This window comes from Bacillus sp. NP247 (assembly GCF_018966865.1).
Taxonomy (GTDB): domain Bacteria; phylum Bacillota; class Bacilli; order Bacillales; family Bacillaceae_G; genus Bacillus_A.
In genome coordinates, this window is record NZ_CP076653.1 from 2,843,792 (window position 1) to 2,860,614 (window position 16,823).

Consider the following 16,823-nt stretch of genomic DNA (forward strand, 5'->3'; position numbering starts at 1 on the left):
ATACCCTCTTTTTAATCTTTCTTCAATCTTCGTGCAACACCATTCCCTAAAGACTGCAATCCTTGAACAAGAATGATTAAAATAAAGACCGTTGCATACATTACTTCAGGTTCGTAGCGTAAATGCCCGAAGCGATATGCTAAGTCCCCTAGCCCGCCAGCACCTACAAGCCCAGCCATTGCTGTTGCACCAATTAAGCCGATTGTTGCGATTGTTAGTCCAAGTACAAGAGATGGACGTGCTTCTTTAACCATAACGTGCCAAATGATTTTTATAGTAGAAACTCCCATCGCTTGATATGCTTCAATGACGCCACGATCCACTTCTAATAAAGCTGTTTCCATTAAACGTGCAATATAAGGTGCTGTGAATACGACAAGCGGTACGATAACACCTTGTACGCCAATTGATGTCCCCATTAGAAACTTTGTAAAAGGTAAAATGAAGAATAATAGAATGATAAATGGAAGAGAGCGAATGACATTAATAACTGTATTAAGAATAGGATAGATAATTTTATTTTCTCGCTGTCCACCAGGTCTCGTTAAAACAAGTGTGACACCAAGTGGTAATGCAATAAGGATAGAGATAAGTAATGAAATAGATGTCATTTGAAATGTTTGAATGGTTGCTTCCCATATTACGTTACCCCACTCATCCAAAAAGGACTTGTTTCCCATAATCTGTTCTACCTCCTTCTACGATGATTCCTTGCTCTTGTAAAAATGATAAAGCACGGTTTACTTCATTTTTGTCACCTTGCATATGAACGACCAGTTTCCCATATGCCTCATGTTTTAATTGCGTAATATTGCCTGATAAAATATTAGGATATACCTGAAAACGTTTTGTAGCGACAGCTAACGCTGGTTCTCCTGAAGCGGTTCCTATAAATGAAAGTGTTACGATTTCTCCAGTACTTTGTAGCTCTTTCTGTACCTCTTCTGGAATTTTAGCTGCAAATGCGCTATTTACAAATTTCTTCGTTGTTACATGTTGTGGGTTTGTAAAAATATCTTTTACGGTTCCACTTTCGACTACCGCCCCATGTTCCATAACGGCAACGTGGTCACAAATACGCTGGATGACATTCATTTCGTGTGTAATTAGTAAAATCGTGATTCCAATTTCTTTATTGATTTTTAATAACAAATCAAGAATAGAATCGGTCGTTTCCGGATCTAATGCGCTCGTTGCTTCATCACTTAATAACACTTCAGGCTCATGAGATAGTGCGCGAGCGATCGCTACACGTTGTTTTTGACCACCAGATAATTCACTTGGATAGGCGTCTTTTTTATTAAAGAGATCAACAATGCGTAGATACTTTTCTACCCTTTTTTCAATTTCATCTTTGGGAAGACCAGATAGACGTAAGGGTAGTGCGATGTTTTCGTAAACGGTAACGGTTTTAAGCAAATTGAATCCTTGAAAAATCATGCCGATTTTTTGCCTCGCTTTTGCGAGTTCTTTTGTTGATAAGGTTGTTAAATCCTGTTCGTTTATAATGATATTTCCTGTTGTTGGTTTTTCTAATAAATTTACACAACGAATTAATGTACTTTTACCAGCGCCGCTATATCCGATGATTCCAAATACTTCGCCCTTTTTTACTTTAAGGGAAGTTGGTTTAAGGGCCTCAACATTCCCTTTTTTTGTTGTAAATACTTTGGAGACGTTTTTTAATTCAATCATTATAGTCAGCTCCTACCAAGACGGTAAAACAGAACCATCAAATTTTTTCTCAATGAAATCCTTTACTTCTTGAGATTGATAAGCTTTCTTCAATTTATTTACAACTGCATCATCTTTATTTTCAGTACGAACAACGACCCAGTTCACATAGGGTGAATCTTTTCCTTCGCGGAAAATAGAATCTTTCGCTGGACTTAATTTTGCGCCTAATGCAAAGTTTGTATTAATCGCAGCCGCTTTCACTTCACTTAGCTGCGTTGGTAATTGAGATGCCTCTAATTCAACAATCTTTAAATTTTTCGGATTTTCAATTACATCTTTTGCAGTCGCTTTTTCCGTAGCCTTTGGATCAACTTTTAAAACTCCTGCTTTTTCAAATAGCTTTAAAGCACGAAGCTCATTTGTTGGATCGTTTGGGACAGCAATTGCGTCGCCCTCTTTTAATTCTTTTACATCTTTTAAGCTTTTAGAATATACACCCATAGGGAATGTTACTGTGGAAAATACTTCAGTTAATTTCATATTACGTTCAGCTTTAAATACGTCTAAATAAGATTTAGTTTGATAGCTATTTACATCGAGGCTTTTTTCATCTAAAGATACGTTTGGTGCTACATAATCATTAAATACCTTTACGTCGATTTGGAGACCATCTTTTGCTGCAACTTCTTTCACCTTTTCAAAAATTTGTTCATGCGGTCCGCCTGTTACACCAACGGTAATCTTTTTCTCATCTAATACTTTTACCTCTTTATCAGAATTAGCACCACATGCGCTTAACAATAATACAGCTCCACTTACAATACTTAATAATATCTTTTTCATTTATAGTTCCTCCTTAATATGCGTTCCAAAATAAAAAGCACCTCTCAAAAATAAGAGAGGTGCCGAATAGACGAAATAGGTTCCTCTCTCATCTTCCAAAACGAAAATCGTTCTGCAGGAATTAGCACCTTAGCTTATACGTTATAAGCTCGGTTGCCGGGCATCATCGGGCCAGTCCCTCCGCCACTCTTGATAAGAGTATGTGTATGTAGTTTTTAAATATGGTACTAATAGTAAATCTTACAAAAAGAATTGTCAATGTTATTTTCTGAATATATTTTATTTTAAGGTAATGGAAACATTACCTTTTTTATGTCCGGTCTCTACGTACGTATGGGCTTCTGAAATTTCTTCTAATCGGTAAGTTCTATCAATAACAGGTTTTAGCTTTTCTGTTTCAGCTAGTTGTTTTAATAGACTCATATCGTCTTTGCTGACCTTTGCGATTGTGCCATTAACAGATACGTATTTTCCATTAGGCGTTAATGCTTTTTCACAAAGGGATTTTTTATACTTTCCAACTGCATCAAATATTATATCGTAGCACTCGCCTCGTTCAGTAAAATCTTCTTTCGTATAATCAATTGCTTTATCAGCCCCTAAAGATTTCACTAGCTCAAAATTTGAATTACTACAAACAGCTGTAACAGTCGTGCCAAAATAGTTAGCAAGTTGCACAGCAGCGGTACCTACTGATCCGGAAGCGCCATATATAAGTACTTGTTGTCCCTTTTTTATGTGCCCTTTTCTCAGAAAATGTAATGCTGAAGTTCCGCCGAAAGGAATAACTGCCGCTTCTTCATACGTCACATTGGTAGGTTTTAATGCTATCAATCCACTTTCATGTACGCATGCGTATTCAGCATAGCCACCAACGTTAAGTCCTGTTAATGCAAAGATGGAATCTCCCTTTTTGAATTGAGTCACATCTGTTCCTATTTCTTCAACCTCTCCAGCTAATTCTACTCCCAGTATAGGTTTTCTCGGTTTTCTAAGTCCTAATACAAGTCGTATAGGAATCCAAAATAAAAGTGGACTAGTAAAGCTTCGCATTCTACAATCGCCAGTTGTTACACTTGTTGCGTGAATCTTAACTAATACTTCATTCTTTTTAGGAGTAGGTTTCTTTACGTCTTGAAGCTTGAGAACGTTAGGTGGCCCGTATTTTGTGCAAATAATTGCTTTCATAGCAACCTCCTGAATTAAGTTATTTTCCTCTACATCATATTTAAATGTTTTTTAAATCATGCGTATAGTTTCGCTTCATAATAAGTAAAAGAAAGATAGTTCTTTTTTACAGTGTAGTATTTTCCTTTTAAGAAAGTAGGTACAATAAGCATAGAGAGAAGTACTAGTGAGATTAGAATTTCAAACGAGGAGAGTGCCATTTGAAAAAAAGAAAAATAGCGGTTGTAATTGTAGCGTATACAGTGTTGCTCACAACATCTATATATGTATACAAAGAGCAACTGGATCATCCTATTATGAGTGATGTAGGAAAGTTGCTTCCAACGAAAATTAAACGTATTGAAGATGCTGAGGATGAGGGCTCATTAAAAAAGCTAGTGCAAGATGCAAATGTTTCTGGAGAGAAGATTTCGATTGCAGGTATGCAACATAGCCAAGGCGGACAGACGTATTATCCGAACGGTACGATGCTTGATATGAAAGGATATAACAAAATATTAGAGTTTGATCCGGAGAAGAAGAGGATTAGGGTACAAAGTGGTGTCACATGGAATGGCATTCAAAAGAAAATCAATCCATATGGTCTTGCAGTTCAAGTGATGCAATCTCAAAATATTTTTACTGTTGGTGGTTCATTAAGTGTAAATGTGCATGGGCGTGATATTCGTCATGAAGCATTGATTGATACAGTAGAGTCGTTCAGATTGTTAATGGCAGATGGTACAGTACGTGATGTAAGTAGAGAAGAAAATGCTGACTTGTTTCCGTATGTAATTGGGGGATATGGATTGTTTGGTGTGATTTTAGATGTGACGCTGCAGTTAACAAACGATGAATTGTATGAAACTCATACGAAAGTACTAGATTATAAAGAATACTCTTCATACTTTAAGAATAAAGTGCGAAGGGATGAGAATATACGTATGCATTTAGCACGTATTTCTGTTGCCCCAAATTCATTTTTAAAAGAGATGTATGTGACAGATTATGTACTGGCAGAAGATCAACAGAAGTTGAAAGAGTACAGCAAATTAAAAGAAGAAAATATTATAGCTGCGCCGAAATTCTTACTTGGGTTATCACGTTATAGTGACTGGGGAAAGGGCGCATTTTGGGATATACAAAGAAGTTATTTTGAACGTACAGATGGTAAGTACGAAACGCGAAATAACGTAATGAGATCTGATAGTGCTTTTATGGAATACGATAATCCAAACTTGACCGAAGTTTTACAAGAGTACTTTGTACCGATAGATGGTTTTGCAGAGTATATAGATGATTTGCGAAGTGTTTTAAATGAAGAGGAATTAAACCTTCTTAACATTACAATCCGCTATGTAGAAAAGAATGAGAATGCGGTGCTATCTTATGCGAAAGATGATATGTTTGCGCTTGTGCTTCTAATTAATCAAGGGCGTTCTGAGGATGAAATAAAGAAAACAAAAGTGGTCATTCAAAAGATGATTGATGTTACGTTAAAGCATAATGGAAGTTATTATTTACCGTATTATTCTTATCCGGCAAAGGAGCAACTAAAGAAAGCATATCCTCGTATAGAAGAATTCCTTCAGAAGAAGAAGGAAGTAGACCCAGAGGAAAGGTTTGTGAATTTATTTTATAAGGAGTATAGCAAATGACATATAGAAGATTTGTAGCGTCACAAAGCATTATTATGATGGCGGGAAGTATGGTATTTCCTTTTTACATTCTATTGCTTCGAAATGTTGGGAATAGCTTCTCGCAATTTGGCTGGGCGTACGGTTTATTTGCCTTAACTTCAGCTCTAGTATATCCGTTAGTTGGAAGAACTTCTGATAGGATAGGTGATAGAAAGTTATTAATTATATACGCATGGTCCATGGCTATATTAATGCTTTGTTTCCCTATTGCAACAGAGGTTTGGCATGTATATATTCTCCAAATTTTAATGGGTATTTTAGGTGCTGTGCAGCGTAATACGGAGAAGACATCGTTAGCACGAAAGGTAGAACAGAAAAAAGCTGGTTATGAAATTGGAAAATATCATGTGTGGACATCGGTTGGAGGAGCAGTAGCGGTTATTGCAACGGGATATTTAGTAGATTTCTTTACGATTGGCACCATTTTTTATATAGCATCTATTTTATATGCAGTGAGTGGAATTGTATTAAGTAGCAAAAAAATATAATCATACCCATTTTTACCTGATTACCCTTTATTTGTTATACTTATGGAGAAGACAAAAGAAAAGGGGACATTGCCTTTGATGAAATTTATAGTTTTAGCTATTCTCACTTTGTTTTTGATTCCATGGACTAGAAGCGGTAATAAAATTCGCGCGGTGGATAAAGGAGGAAATGAGAAAGTTGTAAAGGGTAAGAAATCATCTATTTTAGTTATTCCTGTTTTATTTTGGATAGGTATTGCAATCTATGAATATTTTTGGCTAATTGATGATCGAGCAGATTCTATTCTTACTCATTATTCTGTTGCAGTAGCGATTTTAATTGGGCTTGTTTTATTTTCACAAGAGCAGGTAGGGAAATTAGAAGGTATGTTAAAAGGACTTCTAATGTTTGTTTTACTCGCAAGTTACGGCTATTTTGGTTATTTGCACGATATAGTAATCTCGCAAAAGAAATATGATTCAGTCGTGAAGGTAGAGAAAGATATTTCAGAGCCATTTACTGAAAATGATCAACCGTTTACAGTTCCGCCTAAAACAGCGGAAAATAAAATGAAAAAGGTATTTGGTGATATTCCGAAAGTAGCTTATTTTGAGCTAGGGGAATTAACGCCACAAATGGTAAATGGTGAAGCCTTGTATGTAGCACCGATAGAAGTTTCGGGATTTTTTAAAGCACGTAAAGCGGAAACAATTCCAGGTTACGTAACAATGTCAGGTACAAATCCTGATGCGGAAGCGAAATTACATCTTGGATATAAAATGAAGTATGTACCAAGCATGTTTTTCGGTAATAAATTAGAACGTGTCGTTCGAAAAGCAGAGCCAGATTTAGTTTTTAAAGGGAAACCAAAATTTGAAGTTGATGATAAAGGAAAACCGTATTATACAATGACATACGGTGAGTTTATTTCAGGAAGATCAGGGTTTGAAGTAGAAGGCGTTGTCGTTGTTGATGCACAAACAGGTGATGTGAAACGATATGATAAAGGGAATGCACCTAAATTCGTTGATGGTGTATTAAATCATGAAACAGCATCTACGTTAAATACGTACTTCGGAAAATACATTCACGGATTTTGGAATACGAAATTCTCACAAACTGACATGAAGATTCCGACTGAGTGGGGGACGAAGGAAGGCGTTACGCCAATCTTCGGAAAGGATGGTAAACTGTATTACTTTACAGACTTTACCTCTCCGAAAGAAGGAGTAGATTCTGCCCTAGGTTACTCATTAGTTGATGCACGGACAGGAAAGTTGTATTACTATAACGGAAAAGAAGTGAAGGGAATTATGGACGGTTCGGCTGCTACAGAAGTAGTGGATAATTCCTTTAAGAGAGAGAAATGGCATGGAACAATGCCGGTTATTTATAACGTATATGGTAAACCTTCTTGGATTGTACCGGTTATTGATGACGGGGGATTAGTACGTGCTCATACTGTTATATATGCTTCTAATGCAAAAGTGTTTGCAACAGGTTCAACGCAAAAAGAAGCACTTGAGAATTATAAAAATGCGCTGAGCGGAAGTGGTGATTCATTTAGACCGACTTCAAATGGGAAAGAAGCGCAAAAAGAAGGTACTGTACAACGTGTGTATAAAGAAAAATCAGGTGAAAATACGATTGTGTACGTACTATTAGAAAACGAGCAAAAAGTATTCATGGTACCGGCGAAGAAATTCCCATATGCAATGTTTACAGAAGTAGGAGATCCAATTCAAATCACATATTTAGACACAGGAGAAATGATGGCATCTGTATCTAAATTTGCAAATAGTAATTTAAAAAAGTAAAGCGGTAGAGATTCTATCGCTTTTTTTTACATTATTAAACAGGGAAATACGGTATACTTGACGTATATTTATGTTGTAACTATAATTGTTACGATTAGATTTTTATATGAAAGGGTGAATGAAAAAAGTGAATGGAGTTAATCACGAAGTATATAAACCTGTAAAGACAAACAGGTTATGGATGATTCTTGTATTAGGGACACTTACGGCAATTGGGCCATTATCTATTGATATGTACTTGCCTTCTTTACCGAAGTTAACAGATGATTTACAGACAGGTGCATCCCTTGCGCAGCTTACATTGACAGCTTGTTTGCTTGGGCTTTCAGTAGGACAATTGTTTATCGGTTCAATTAGTGATATTTATGGAAGGCGCAAACCTCTTATTATTGCTCTTATTGTTTATGTTGCATCTTCATTGCTTTGTGCTGTTGCGCCATCTATTTGGACTTTAGTCTTATTGCGCTTCTTACAAGGAGCTTCAGGATCAGCCGGGATTGTTATATCACGTGCAATGGTACGTGATATGTATTCCGGTTCTGAAATGACGAAGTTTTTCTCATTACTTATGTTAGTAAATGGAGCAGCACCTATTTTGGCACCGATTATTGGAGGGCAATTATTACAGTTCACATCATGGCGCGGCGTCTTCATCGTCCTTGGAGCAATTAGTGTATTCATGCTAATATCAGCTACTTTCGTATTACGTGAAACATTACCTCCTGAAGAAAGAGAGACAGGTGGTTTGTCGGGAACGCTGGCGACATACGGAAAGCTTCTGAAAGATCGTTTATTTATGGGTTATGCATTGTCACAAGGATTAGTAACAGCTGCAATGTTTGCTTATATTTCTGGTTCACCGTTTGTGTTGCAAAATATATACGGGGCATCACCACAACAGTTTAGTTTGTTCTTTGCGATTAACGGTATTGGTATTATTATTGCTAGCCAAGTTACTGGCCGCTTAGCGGGGAAAGTTAATGAGAAAACTTTATTTGTTGCTGGTATTATTATTGCGGCTGTTGGCGGTCTATCGTTACTACTTACAATCGCACTTGGAATAGGGCTAATCGGTGTTTTATGCTCGCTATTCCTTGTTGTATCAAGTGTTGGGGTTGTATCAACAACCGGCTTCTCGTTAGCGATGAGAAATCAAAAACAAGCAGCAGGAACAGCATCAGCTTTACTAGGTTTATTACAGTTCATTTCAGGAGCACTTGTAGCACCGCTAGTAGGTATTGGTGGAAGTAATACAGCATTACCGATGGGTGTTGTTATAGCTCTTTGTGAAATTGGTGCCGTATTATGTTATCTATTTATGGCTAGAAGAAGTGAGAAGCAGTTTGAACTGCAACAAAATAAAAATTTAGAAGCTTAATACAAAAGAGCTGATTCAAACATTTCTTTGAATCAGCTCTTTTTTTCATTTTTTTGAAATAACTCATACATATTATTCATGATCGCATCATATAAGAAAGCAAGTTTATCCCATACCCAGCGGTTACTGTCGACCTCTTTCTCCCCGCAATCAATAATATCAGTATGATCTGTAATTCTATATGCCCTCTCAACGATAATAGGAGCAATCTTCGGTATGCGTGGAATTTCTTTTAAGACATCTGCAAAATTTCCAATGTAGACATGACCGATAATCTCGATTGTTAAAGATTTATCGGATATATTTAGCACAGTATGAAATTGATTTATATGTTGTTGCTTTAAATATTGGGCCAGCTTAAATGGAGCATGCTTCTTCTTTAATACGCGGCGAAGGCTCTCTGTATTTTCAATATGAAGTGACTTTTCGCGAATAAGGACGCGAATATCTTCGCCCATAAAGGGTATTGTATTGTACATTGATGATTCTCCTTACAAACTGAACTACGCTTACTTTATGCATATGTAAGTCTAGCATGGTTTGTTCTCTATGTGTGCTTACAGTTTTGTAAGGTGATGTAGTAAAGTGATGCAAAAGTTATTTGCATAAAGTGACGATACTGTGACAAAAATGTTGGTATGTATATTAAGATATCGTCTTAAGTGTAAAAAGTGGGGCGTTCTCGGTATAATAACAATTGGAGATAAAAGAAACTATAATTAGTAGTAGCTGTAGATAAAAGGAGAATTCGAGATGAAGAAGGTTTTGGGTATTGCTGTAATGGGAAGTATGATCCTTCTAGCAGGATGTAATGGAAATAAAGATACGAAAGAACCGAAAGAAAAGGTAGAGCAATCCACTGAGCAAACAGAAGAAATGAAAGAATACAGCGCAGTACATGAAAAATATGATACGAAAATAAATAAAGAAATTAATAAGGCGTTACAGTTATTTGAAGTGGCAAAAGAAAAGGGCGGTAAGGAAATAACGAATGCTACATATAAAGAAGATGTGCAAAAGGTAACGACGAGCATGTTAGAAGATATTGATAATATACGTAAAGAAATTCGTGTTCCAAAGTCGAAAGAGCAAGAACATGAGGTATATGTTGGTTTCTTGAATGAATCGGAACAAGCGATGAAAAAATTACAGAAGTTAGCTAAAGAAGAAGATTCATCATTAATTCGTGATATAGAAATTAATTTTGCAACAGCATCGACATACTATAAACGTTTTCAAACAGAAGCGAAAAAATAACCTTGCGTGTGCAAGGTTATTTTTTCTTCTTACCATCGCCATCTTCATCTTCGCATACTAATACTTTCTGCTCTTCGTGAAATTCGGAAATAATTTGTCCGGTAATATTATCGAAGGGTGTGTAAAAAGAAGTAATGCTTTTCTTTTTAATGAAAAGTTTATAAAATCCAATGATAACAAGTATAACAATTGTTAATGGTAATCCTATAGTAGCAAGAAGTGATGGATCCATCGTATAACTCCTTTAATATCATTTCTTTTTATTATAAACAAAAAACTGCGATTTAGATAAATGACTGCATTAAAAAACTGATTTTTCTAAATATATCCAATTTGATTGACTTTTCATTTTTTCAGAATTATAATTCGAAATATACAATTTGAACCAAATAATAATATAGCAATTTACTTATCCAGAGAGGTAGAGGGACTGGCCCTATGACACCTCAGCAGCGGGTTCTGCAAGATGAACACCGTGCTAATTCCAGCAAGCAAGTCTTGAAAGATAAGTGATGGGCCTTTGTTTATTAAGCCTTGATCTTATTTTTTTAAGATCAAGGCTTTTTGTATTCTAAAAAGAGAAAAGGGAGTAAGGGAAAAAGTACGTCAATAAAACAAAGTAAATTCACGTGTTTAGGGGGTTATTGAAGTGTATGTGATTAAAAAACTATCGGTTATGGTATTTACACTATGGGTTATTACGACAGTAACATTTTTGATTATGCATATTATTCCAGGGGATCCATTTTCATCAGATGCGAAGATTTTTCCTGAAGAAGTGATACAAAACATGAGAGCAAAGTATCACCTTGATGAACCGTTATGGAATCAATATGTTGCTTATTTAGATGGCGTAGTACATTTTGATTTTGGTGAATCCGTGCAATCGACAGGGCAAGGTGTATCAGAAATTATAACAACTGGCTTTGGACCATCGGCGATTATTGGCCTACAAGCACTTGTTATTTCATTGTTAGTCGGAATTGCAGCAGGTACATTTGCCGCGCTATATCATGGGAAAGTAATTGATTATAGTGTGAGCTTGCTTGCGATTCTCGGTATTTCTATTCCAAGTTTTATTTTAGCACCACTATTTATACAAGTATTCGCTATTCAATTTGAACTTTTACCAGTAGCGTCTTGGGGAACATTCGAACATACGGTATTACCATCCTTCGCATTGGCTTTAGGTCCAATTGCAGTTATTACAAGATTTGTTCGCTCTAATATGATTGAAGTGTTGCAGAGTGATTATATTAAGCTAGCGAGAGCGAAAGGTATACCAATTAAGAAAATCATTATAAGACATGCTCTTCGAAATGCGATTGTTCCGGTACTTACGTTTGTTGGCCCATTAATGGCTGGACTTTTAACAGGGACTTTTGTTATTGAAAAAATCTTTTCAATTCCTGGTTTAGGAAAATATTTTGTAGATAGTATTTTTAATCGAGATTATCCAGTGATTATGGGAACAACCATTTTCTATAGTGCGCTATTAATTGTATGTATTTTTATTACAGATATCATTCATCGTATTGTTGATCCGCGCATTCGTTCTATTACGTAAGGAGGGTGATGTTTAAATGGGGGCTTATGAAATTAATGACCAGTTATTAACGAATGAAGAGAAAAAAGAATTAACGATAAATAAAGATCAGCAAACGATTAGCCGAAAAAAGGAAGTGTTTCGCAAGTTTGTATCAAATCCTATAGCAGTTTTAGGGGCAGTGACGTTATTACTAATTATTGTTTTCTCGCTTATTGGCGAAAGTTTAACGTCATTTACTGCGAGTGAACAAGTAAAAGAAGCAACTAATTTACCGCCTAGTAGTGAGCATTGGTTCGGAACAGACGATTTAGGGAGAGATATTTGGGCGCGTACTTGGGCTGGTGGGAAAATTTCATTAACAGTTGGATTGGTAGCAGCAGCTCTCGATATAGGGATTGGTGTACTTATCGGAGGTTTTAGTGGATATGTGAGAGGGCGTAATCGTCTTGGAACGTTAATTGATGAGTGGATTATAAGAGGGATTGAAGTGTTATACGGTATCCCATATTTATTAATTGTTATTTTACTATTAATCGTTATGAAACCCGGGCTTTTTACAATTATAATCGCCCTTGCGTTAACGGGATGGATTGGCATGGCACGTCTCATTCGAGCGCAAGTACTTTCATTGAAACAAAGAGAATTTGTTATTGCAGCAGAGCGATTAGGTACACCTCATATGAAAATTATATATGGGCATCTAATTCCAAACTTAACGGGGATTATTATCGTAAATTTATCATTTACAATTCCAGCAGCTATTTTCTCAGAATCATTTTTAAGCTTTATCGGACTTGGAGTACAATCACCAGCGGCAAGTTGGGGCACGATGACGAACGATGCACTTGGGACATTACTAAGCGGAGAATGGTGGCAACTATTCTTCCCGGCAATTATGATTGCACTCATCATGTTCGCATTTAATGCAATTGGTGACGGTTTGCAAGATGCAATTGATCCAAAAATCGTAAAACGTAATCGAAAGGAGAAAAAACATGGCACAAATCTTATCTTTAGAAAACGTAACGTTGGCCGTTGAAAAAGAGAATAGTAAGCAAGCAATTGTGAAGCATGTTTCCTTTTCTATTAACGAAGGTGAAATAGTTGCACTTGTAGGAGAAAGTGGTTCAGGAAAAAGTGTTACAGCACAATCTATTATCGGCTTAAATCAAGAATCGATTCATATTGATGATGGAGATATATCTTTCAAATCAAAGGAATTAACTAATTTACAGGAATCAGAATGGAATCAAATTCGCGGGAAAGATATTTCCTTTATCTTTCAAGACCCGCTTTCATCTTTAAATCCGACGATGAAGGTGGGAAGACAAATTACAGAAGTAATTGTGCAGCATGAAAAAAAATCGAAAAAAGAGGCAAAAGAAATTGCAATTAACTTACTAAATGATTTAGGGATACATGAAGCAGAGAAACGCTTTGAACAATACCCGTATCAGTTAAGCGGGGGGATGAGGCAGCGTATTTGTTTAGCAATTGCATTTGCTTGTCATCCGAAGCTCGTTATTGCAGATGAACCTACAACAGCATTAGATGTAACGATTCAAAAGCAAATTATGGAGTTGTTAAAAGAAAGAAAAGAAAAACAAAATACGAGTATTTTATTAATTACACATGATTTGGCACTTGTACGTGAAGTAGCTGATCGAGTAGTTGTGATGTACGGGGGACGTGTTGTTGAAAAAGGAACGATACAGGAGGTAATAGGTTCTCCTAAACATCCATATACGAAAAGCTTATTACAAGCAATTCCAAATATGGATGATTCCGAAAAGGTATTACGTGCTATAGAAGGAACGACACCTTCCATTGAAACATTAAATAGCTTTGGCTGTCCTTTTGTAAATCGTTGCCCAGTAGCGATAAAAGAATGTATTCATCGCTTCCCAGAGAGAACGACATATTCTGAGGAGCATAGCTCACATTGCTGGCAACATATTCTGGAGCATAATAAAGCGAAATCAAAAGAGAAGGTGAATGCCTCATGACGACAGATTTAATTACTGTAAAGCAAGTAACGAAAACGTATGGAAGTAAAAATAAAGAAATCGCAGCGTTAAAAGGTATATCACTTTCTATCCCAAAAGGAACAACGCTTGGCATTATTGGAGAAAGTGGTTCTGGAAAGACAACACTTGGTAAGCTCATAGCTGGGATCGAGCGTCCAACGTCTGGTGAAATTGATTATAACGGTCAAGTTGTTCACAAGCTGAAGTCAGCTCATAAGCGGGATTTCTTGCAGAAAGTACAGTTCATTTTTCAAGATTCCACAGCTGCATTAAATCCGCGCTGGAAAGTACGCGATATTGTAACAGAAGGCTATATTTCATTCGGTTTAGGCGATAAAGGATTGAAAGATAAAGTTGCAGGTGATGCACTAGAGCGTGTTGGATTAGATAGACGATATATTGATCGCTATCCACACGAATTTAGCGGAGGACAACGTCAACGTATTGCTATTGCAAGAGCGTTATTATGTGAGCCAGAAGTTTTAATCCTTGATGAACCAATTTCAGCATTAGATGTTTCACTGCAAATCCAAATTGTACATCTACTGCAAAAGATTCAAAAGGAACAAGGCTATACATATTTATTTATCGCACATGATTTACCGATGGTTCACTATTTATGTGAAAAAGTGGCCGTCCTATATAAAGGAGAACTTGTTGAATTTGGAAATACGGATGAAGTATTCCGTAATCCACAACATTCTTATACAAAAACATTATTAGCATCAACACCAAAAATTTCAGGTTAAAGGAGAATGTAGGATGAAGAAGTTTTTACTGTTTGTCATTATGACTGTTTTAGCAATTACTTCTGTTGCTTGCGGTAAGAAAGAGACGCAAAAAGCGAGTGCTGGTAAGGGTGAAGGAGATCGATTAGTAACGAATATTAGTAGTGATCCATATACACTTGATTCCGCTATCGCGACAGATAGCACATCAGGTTATGTAATTGGACATTTGTTCTCAAGTTTATATACGCAAGATAGTGATGGGAAATATCAAAATGAATTAGCAGCGAAAGAAGAAGTAAATGCTGATGGGACTGAGTATACAATTCATTTAAAGAAAGATATTAAATGGTCAGATGGTTCTCCTATTACAGCAAATGATTTTGAGTTTGCATGGAAGCGATTATTAAATCCGAAAACGGGTTCTATGAATGCGACAGAAATGTATTTTATTAAAGGAGCAGAGGCATATAATACTGGAAAAGGTGAAGAAGGGCAAGTTGGTATTCAAGTCGTTGATCCTCAAACATTAAAGATAACACTTGAGCACCCAGTTGCTTCTATTAAACAAAAATTAGCAAGTTCATTATTTATTCCATTATCTAAAAAATCGATTGATGATAATAATAAATTAAAAACAGATCCAAAAGAGTTAATTACGAGCGGACCATTTACGTTAAAAGAATGGAAGCATAATCAAGCGATTACAGTACAAAAAAATAAAGAATACTATGATAAAAAGGTAACATTAAAAGAAATTGAGTTTCGTATTATTCCAGATTCTAAAACAGCGTACCAATTGTACAAATCAAAAGAATTAGATTTGCTAAGTAGCTTACCACAAGAGATGATTGAAAAAGAAAAAGGAAACAAAGAATATAAGCGCGTTGCAGGATTCTCATCTTATATTTATTCGTTTAACGTAGAAAAAGAGCCGTTTACAAATGCGAAAGTACGTAAAGCATTTTCATTAGCGGTTGATCGTAAGTTTATCGTTGAAAAACTGTATAAAAATAATGCACAGGAAGCATATGCATTCGTTCCAGAAGGGGCAAAAACACAAGGTGGTCGTGATTTCCGTAAAGAAAAAGGTGATTACGTAAAATTCGATTCAGCGGAAGCGAAAAAATTACTAGAAGAAGGTATGAAAGAACAAGGCTGGTCTACATTGCCTGAAGTAACATTAAAATTCACTACAGATACACAACATAAAAAAGTAGCAGAAGCAATGCAGGAAATGTTTAAGAAAAATCTTGGTGTAGATATTAAATTAGAAAATAAAGAGTGGAAGAGTTACATCGACACATACAAGCAAAGTGATTTCCAATTAGCTTATATGGGGTGGGGAGGTTCTCTATTAGATCCAATTACTAAACTAGATTTATATGCAGGTGATGGTCCAAACAACTATGCAAAATGGCATAATAAAGAATTTGACGCTTTAGTAAAAGAAGCAGAAGTTGAACAAAACGAAGATAAGCGTTTTGACTTATTGCATAAAGCAGAAGATATTATGTTTGATGATACACCATTAATCCCAATTATTTTCCCAAGCTCTTCTTATTTACAAAAATCATCAGTATCTGGCGTCCAATTCATTATCGGTTCTAGTCCAGAACTAAGATATGTAAAAATTAAAAAATAAAATAAAGAAGTAGGCAATCGCCTACTTCTTTATTTTATTTCTCTTTTATATTCTTTTTTCGTTCCATCAGAGAATACAACTTCTAAAGCGAACTTTTGGTAGTCTTTATCAAGTTTGAACACGTTTACTACTTGATCGATTACTTCTTGATCAGGAGTATCTTTATCAAATTTTAATTCTTGTAGAAGTGGGCTTAATTTTGTAATAGCTTCATCACCTGTTAATTTTACATCTGCTTTATGGTCTTCAACTTTTGCTTCCATTTTTTTATCGGCTGCTACATTTTTATAATCAGCTTCGTAGTCTTTCTTTGTATCCTGATAGTCCGCTTTTAAATCAAATTCATTAAAGTTTAGTTTTAAATCAGCAGGCGCTTCATTCTTTGCCTCTTCTGTAGTCTTTTTATTAGAAGTTGTGTCTTCTTTTGCAGGAGCTTTACATCCTGTTAATGCAGGTACTAGCATAAGAGCTAATAAAACTGATAGTAAAATTCTCATTATAAATTCCTCCTTATGTAACTTCTTTCTATACAAGTTTTTCCCAATTCCATGTAATTATGTATGTGAT

The 16,823-nt window shown here is 35.9% G+C and carries 17 protein-coding genes and 2 riboswitches; of the genes, 10 read left to right on the forward strand and 7 right to left on the reverse strand.

The features are described from left to right. Positions 1-11: 11 nt before the first annotated feature. From KPL75_RS15050 to KPL75_RS15065, 4 genes are all read right to left on the reverse strand, one after another. Positions 12-680: a methionine ABC transporter permease gene (locus KPL75_RS15050; protein WP_219916838.1), complete on the reverse strand. Its 669-nt coding sequence runs from the start codon at positions 678-680 to the stop codon at positions 12-14. Continuing rightward, complete coding sequence (locus tag KPL75_RS15055) at positions 655-1,695, reverse strand: methionine ABC transporter ATP-binding protein (RefSeq protein ID WP_219916839.1); 1,041 nt, start codon at positions 1,693-1,695, stop codon at positions 655-657. The genes KPL75_RS15050 and KPL75_RS15055 overlap by 26 nt, the downstream gene beginning before the upstream one ends. A gap of 12 nt (positions 1,696-1,707) precedes the next feature. Further along, the gene (locus tag KPL75_RS15060) at positions 1,708-2,520 is read right to left on the reverse strand and encodes a MetQ/NlpA family ABC transporter substrate-binding protein (protein WP_219916840.1); all 813 of its coding nucleotides are present in this window, start codon (positions 2,518-2,520) and stop codon (positions 1,708-1,710) included. Positions 2,521-2,605: 85 nt separating this feature from the next. Continuing rightward, a riboswitch (SAM riboswitch) is annotated at positions 2,606-2,719 on the reverse strand. An 80-nt stretch (positions 2,720-2,799) separates the two neighbouring features. Then, positions 2,800-3,708 (reverse strand): NAD(P)-dependent alcohol dehydrogenase, encoded by a 909-nt coding sequence (locus KPL75_RS15065; RefSeq protein WP_219916841.1) that lies wholly within the window; start codon positions 3,706-3,708, stop codon positions 2,800-2,802. Positions 3,709-3,908: 200 nt separating this feature from the next. On the opposite strand from KPL75_RS15065, the gene KPL75_RS15070 reads away from it, so the two are divergent. From KPL75_RS15070 to KPL75_RS15085, 4 genes are all read left to right on the forward strand, one after another. Further along, positions 3,909-5,345 carry an FAD-binding oxidoreductase gene (locus KPL75_RS15070; protein ID WP_219916842.1) on the forward strand — a complete coding sequence of 479 codons (1,437 nt, stop codon included), beginning with the start codon at positions 3,909-3,911 and terminating at the stop codon, positions 5,343-5,345. Continuing rightward, positions 5,342-5,875 (forward strand): MFS transporter, encoded by a 534-nt coding sequence (locus KPL75_RS15075; RefSeq protein ID WP_219916843.1) that lies wholly within the window; start codon positions 5,342-5,344, stop codon positions 5,873-5,875. The genes KPL75_RS15070 and KPL75_RS15075 overlap by 4 nt, the downstream gene beginning before the upstream one ends. Positions 5,876-5,953: 78 nt before the next feature. After that, positions 5,954-7,672 (forward strand): DUF3981 domain-containing protein, encoded by a 1,719-nt coding sequence (locus KPL75_RS15080; RefSeq protein WP_219921112.1) that lies wholly within the window; start codon positions 5,954-5,956, stop codon positions 7,670-7,672. Positions 7,673-7,790: 118 nt separating this feature from the next. Next, positions 7,791-9,050, forward strand: coding sequence for a multidrug effflux MFS transporter (locus KPL75_RS15085; RefSeq protein ID WP_219916844.1), 1,260 nt, complete (start codon positions 7,791-7,793; stop codon positions 9,048-9,050). 32 nt (positions 9,051-9,082) lie between these two features. Here KPL75_RS15085 and KPL75_RS15090 read toward each other — a convergent pair whose 3' ends face one another. Continuing rightward, positions 9,083-9,529, reverse strand: coding sequence for a hypothetical protein (locus tag KPL75_RS15090; RefSeq protein WP_219916845.1), 447 nt, complete (start codon positions 9,527-9,529; stop codon positions 9,083-9,085). Positions 9,530-9,803: 274 nt separating this feature from the next. On the opposite strand from KPL75_RS15090, the gene KPL75_RS15095 reads away from it, so the two are divergent. Continuing rightward, positions 9,804-10,307: a hypothetical protein gene (locus tag KPL75_RS15095; protein WP_219916846.1), complete on the forward strand. Its 504-nt coding sequence runs from the start codon at positions 9,804-9,806 to the stop codon at positions 10,305-10,307. A 16-nt stretch (positions 10,308-10,323) separates the two neighbouring features. Here the strand turns inward: KPL75_RS15095 and KPL75_RS15100 are convergent, their stop codons facing one another. Continuing rightward, on the reverse strand, positions 10,324-10,539 hold the full coding sequence (locus KPL75_RS15100) for a DUF3951 domain-containing protein (protein ID WP_219916847.1): 216 nt from the start codon (positions 10,537-10,539) through the stop codon (positions 10,324-10,326). A gap of 174 nt (positions 10,540-10,713) precedes the next feature. After that, positions 10,714-10,819, forward strand: a riboswitch (SAM riboswitch). 137 nt (positions 10,820-10,956) lie between these two features. Between KPL75_RS15100 and KPL75_RS15105 the strand changes: the two genes are divergently transcribed. From KPL75_RS15105 to KPL75_RS15125, 5 genes are read left to right on the forward strand one after another with little or no spacing between them, the layout of a single operon-like run. After that, complete coding sequence (locus tag KPL75_RS15105; protein ID WP_002140132.1) at positions 10,957-11,874, forward strand: ABC transporter permease; 918 nt, start codon at positions 10,957-10,959, stop codon at positions 11,872-11,874. A 16-nt stretch (positions 11,875-11,890) separates the two neighbouring features. Then, positions 11,891-12,895, forward strand: a complete 1,005-nt coding sequence (locus KPL75_RS15110) for an ABC transporter permease (protein WP_219916848.1) — start codon at positions 11,891-11,893, stop codon at positions 12,893-12,895. Continuing rightward, positions 12,852-13,862 (forward strand): ABC transporter ATP-binding protein, encoded by a 1,011-nt coding sequence (locus KPL75_RS15115; protein ID WP_002151284.1) that lies wholly within the window; start codon positions 12,852-12,854, stop codon positions 13,860-13,862. The genes KPL75_RS15110 and KPL75_RS15115 overlap by 44 nt, the downstream gene beginning before the upstream one ends. After that, positions 13,859-14,632, forward strand: coding sequence for an ABC transporter ATP-binding protein (locus tag KPL75_RS15120; protein WP_002151286.1), 774 nt, complete (start codon positions 13,859-13,861; stop codon positions 14,630-14,632). Before KPL75_RS15115 ends, KPL75_RS15120 begins: the two co-directional genes overlap by 4 nt. 13 nt (positions 14,633-14,645) lie before the next feature. Further along, on the forward strand, positions 14,646-16,256 hold the full coding sequence (locus tag KPL75_RS15125) for a peptide ABC transporter substrate-binding protein (protein WP_219916849.1): 1,611 nt from the start codon (positions 14,646-14,648) through the stop codon (positions 16,254-16,256). A gap of 29 nt (positions 16,257-16,285) precedes the next feature. Here KPL75_RS15125 and KPL75_RS15130 read toward each other — a convergent pair whose 3' ends face one another. Continuing rightward, positions 16,286-16,753, reverse strand: coding sequence for a YusW family protein (locus tag KPL75_RS15130; RefSeq protein ID WP_215572263.1), 468 nt, complete (start codon positions 16,751-16,753; stop codon positions 16,286-16,288). Positions 16,754-16,823 lie beyond the last annotated feature (70 nt).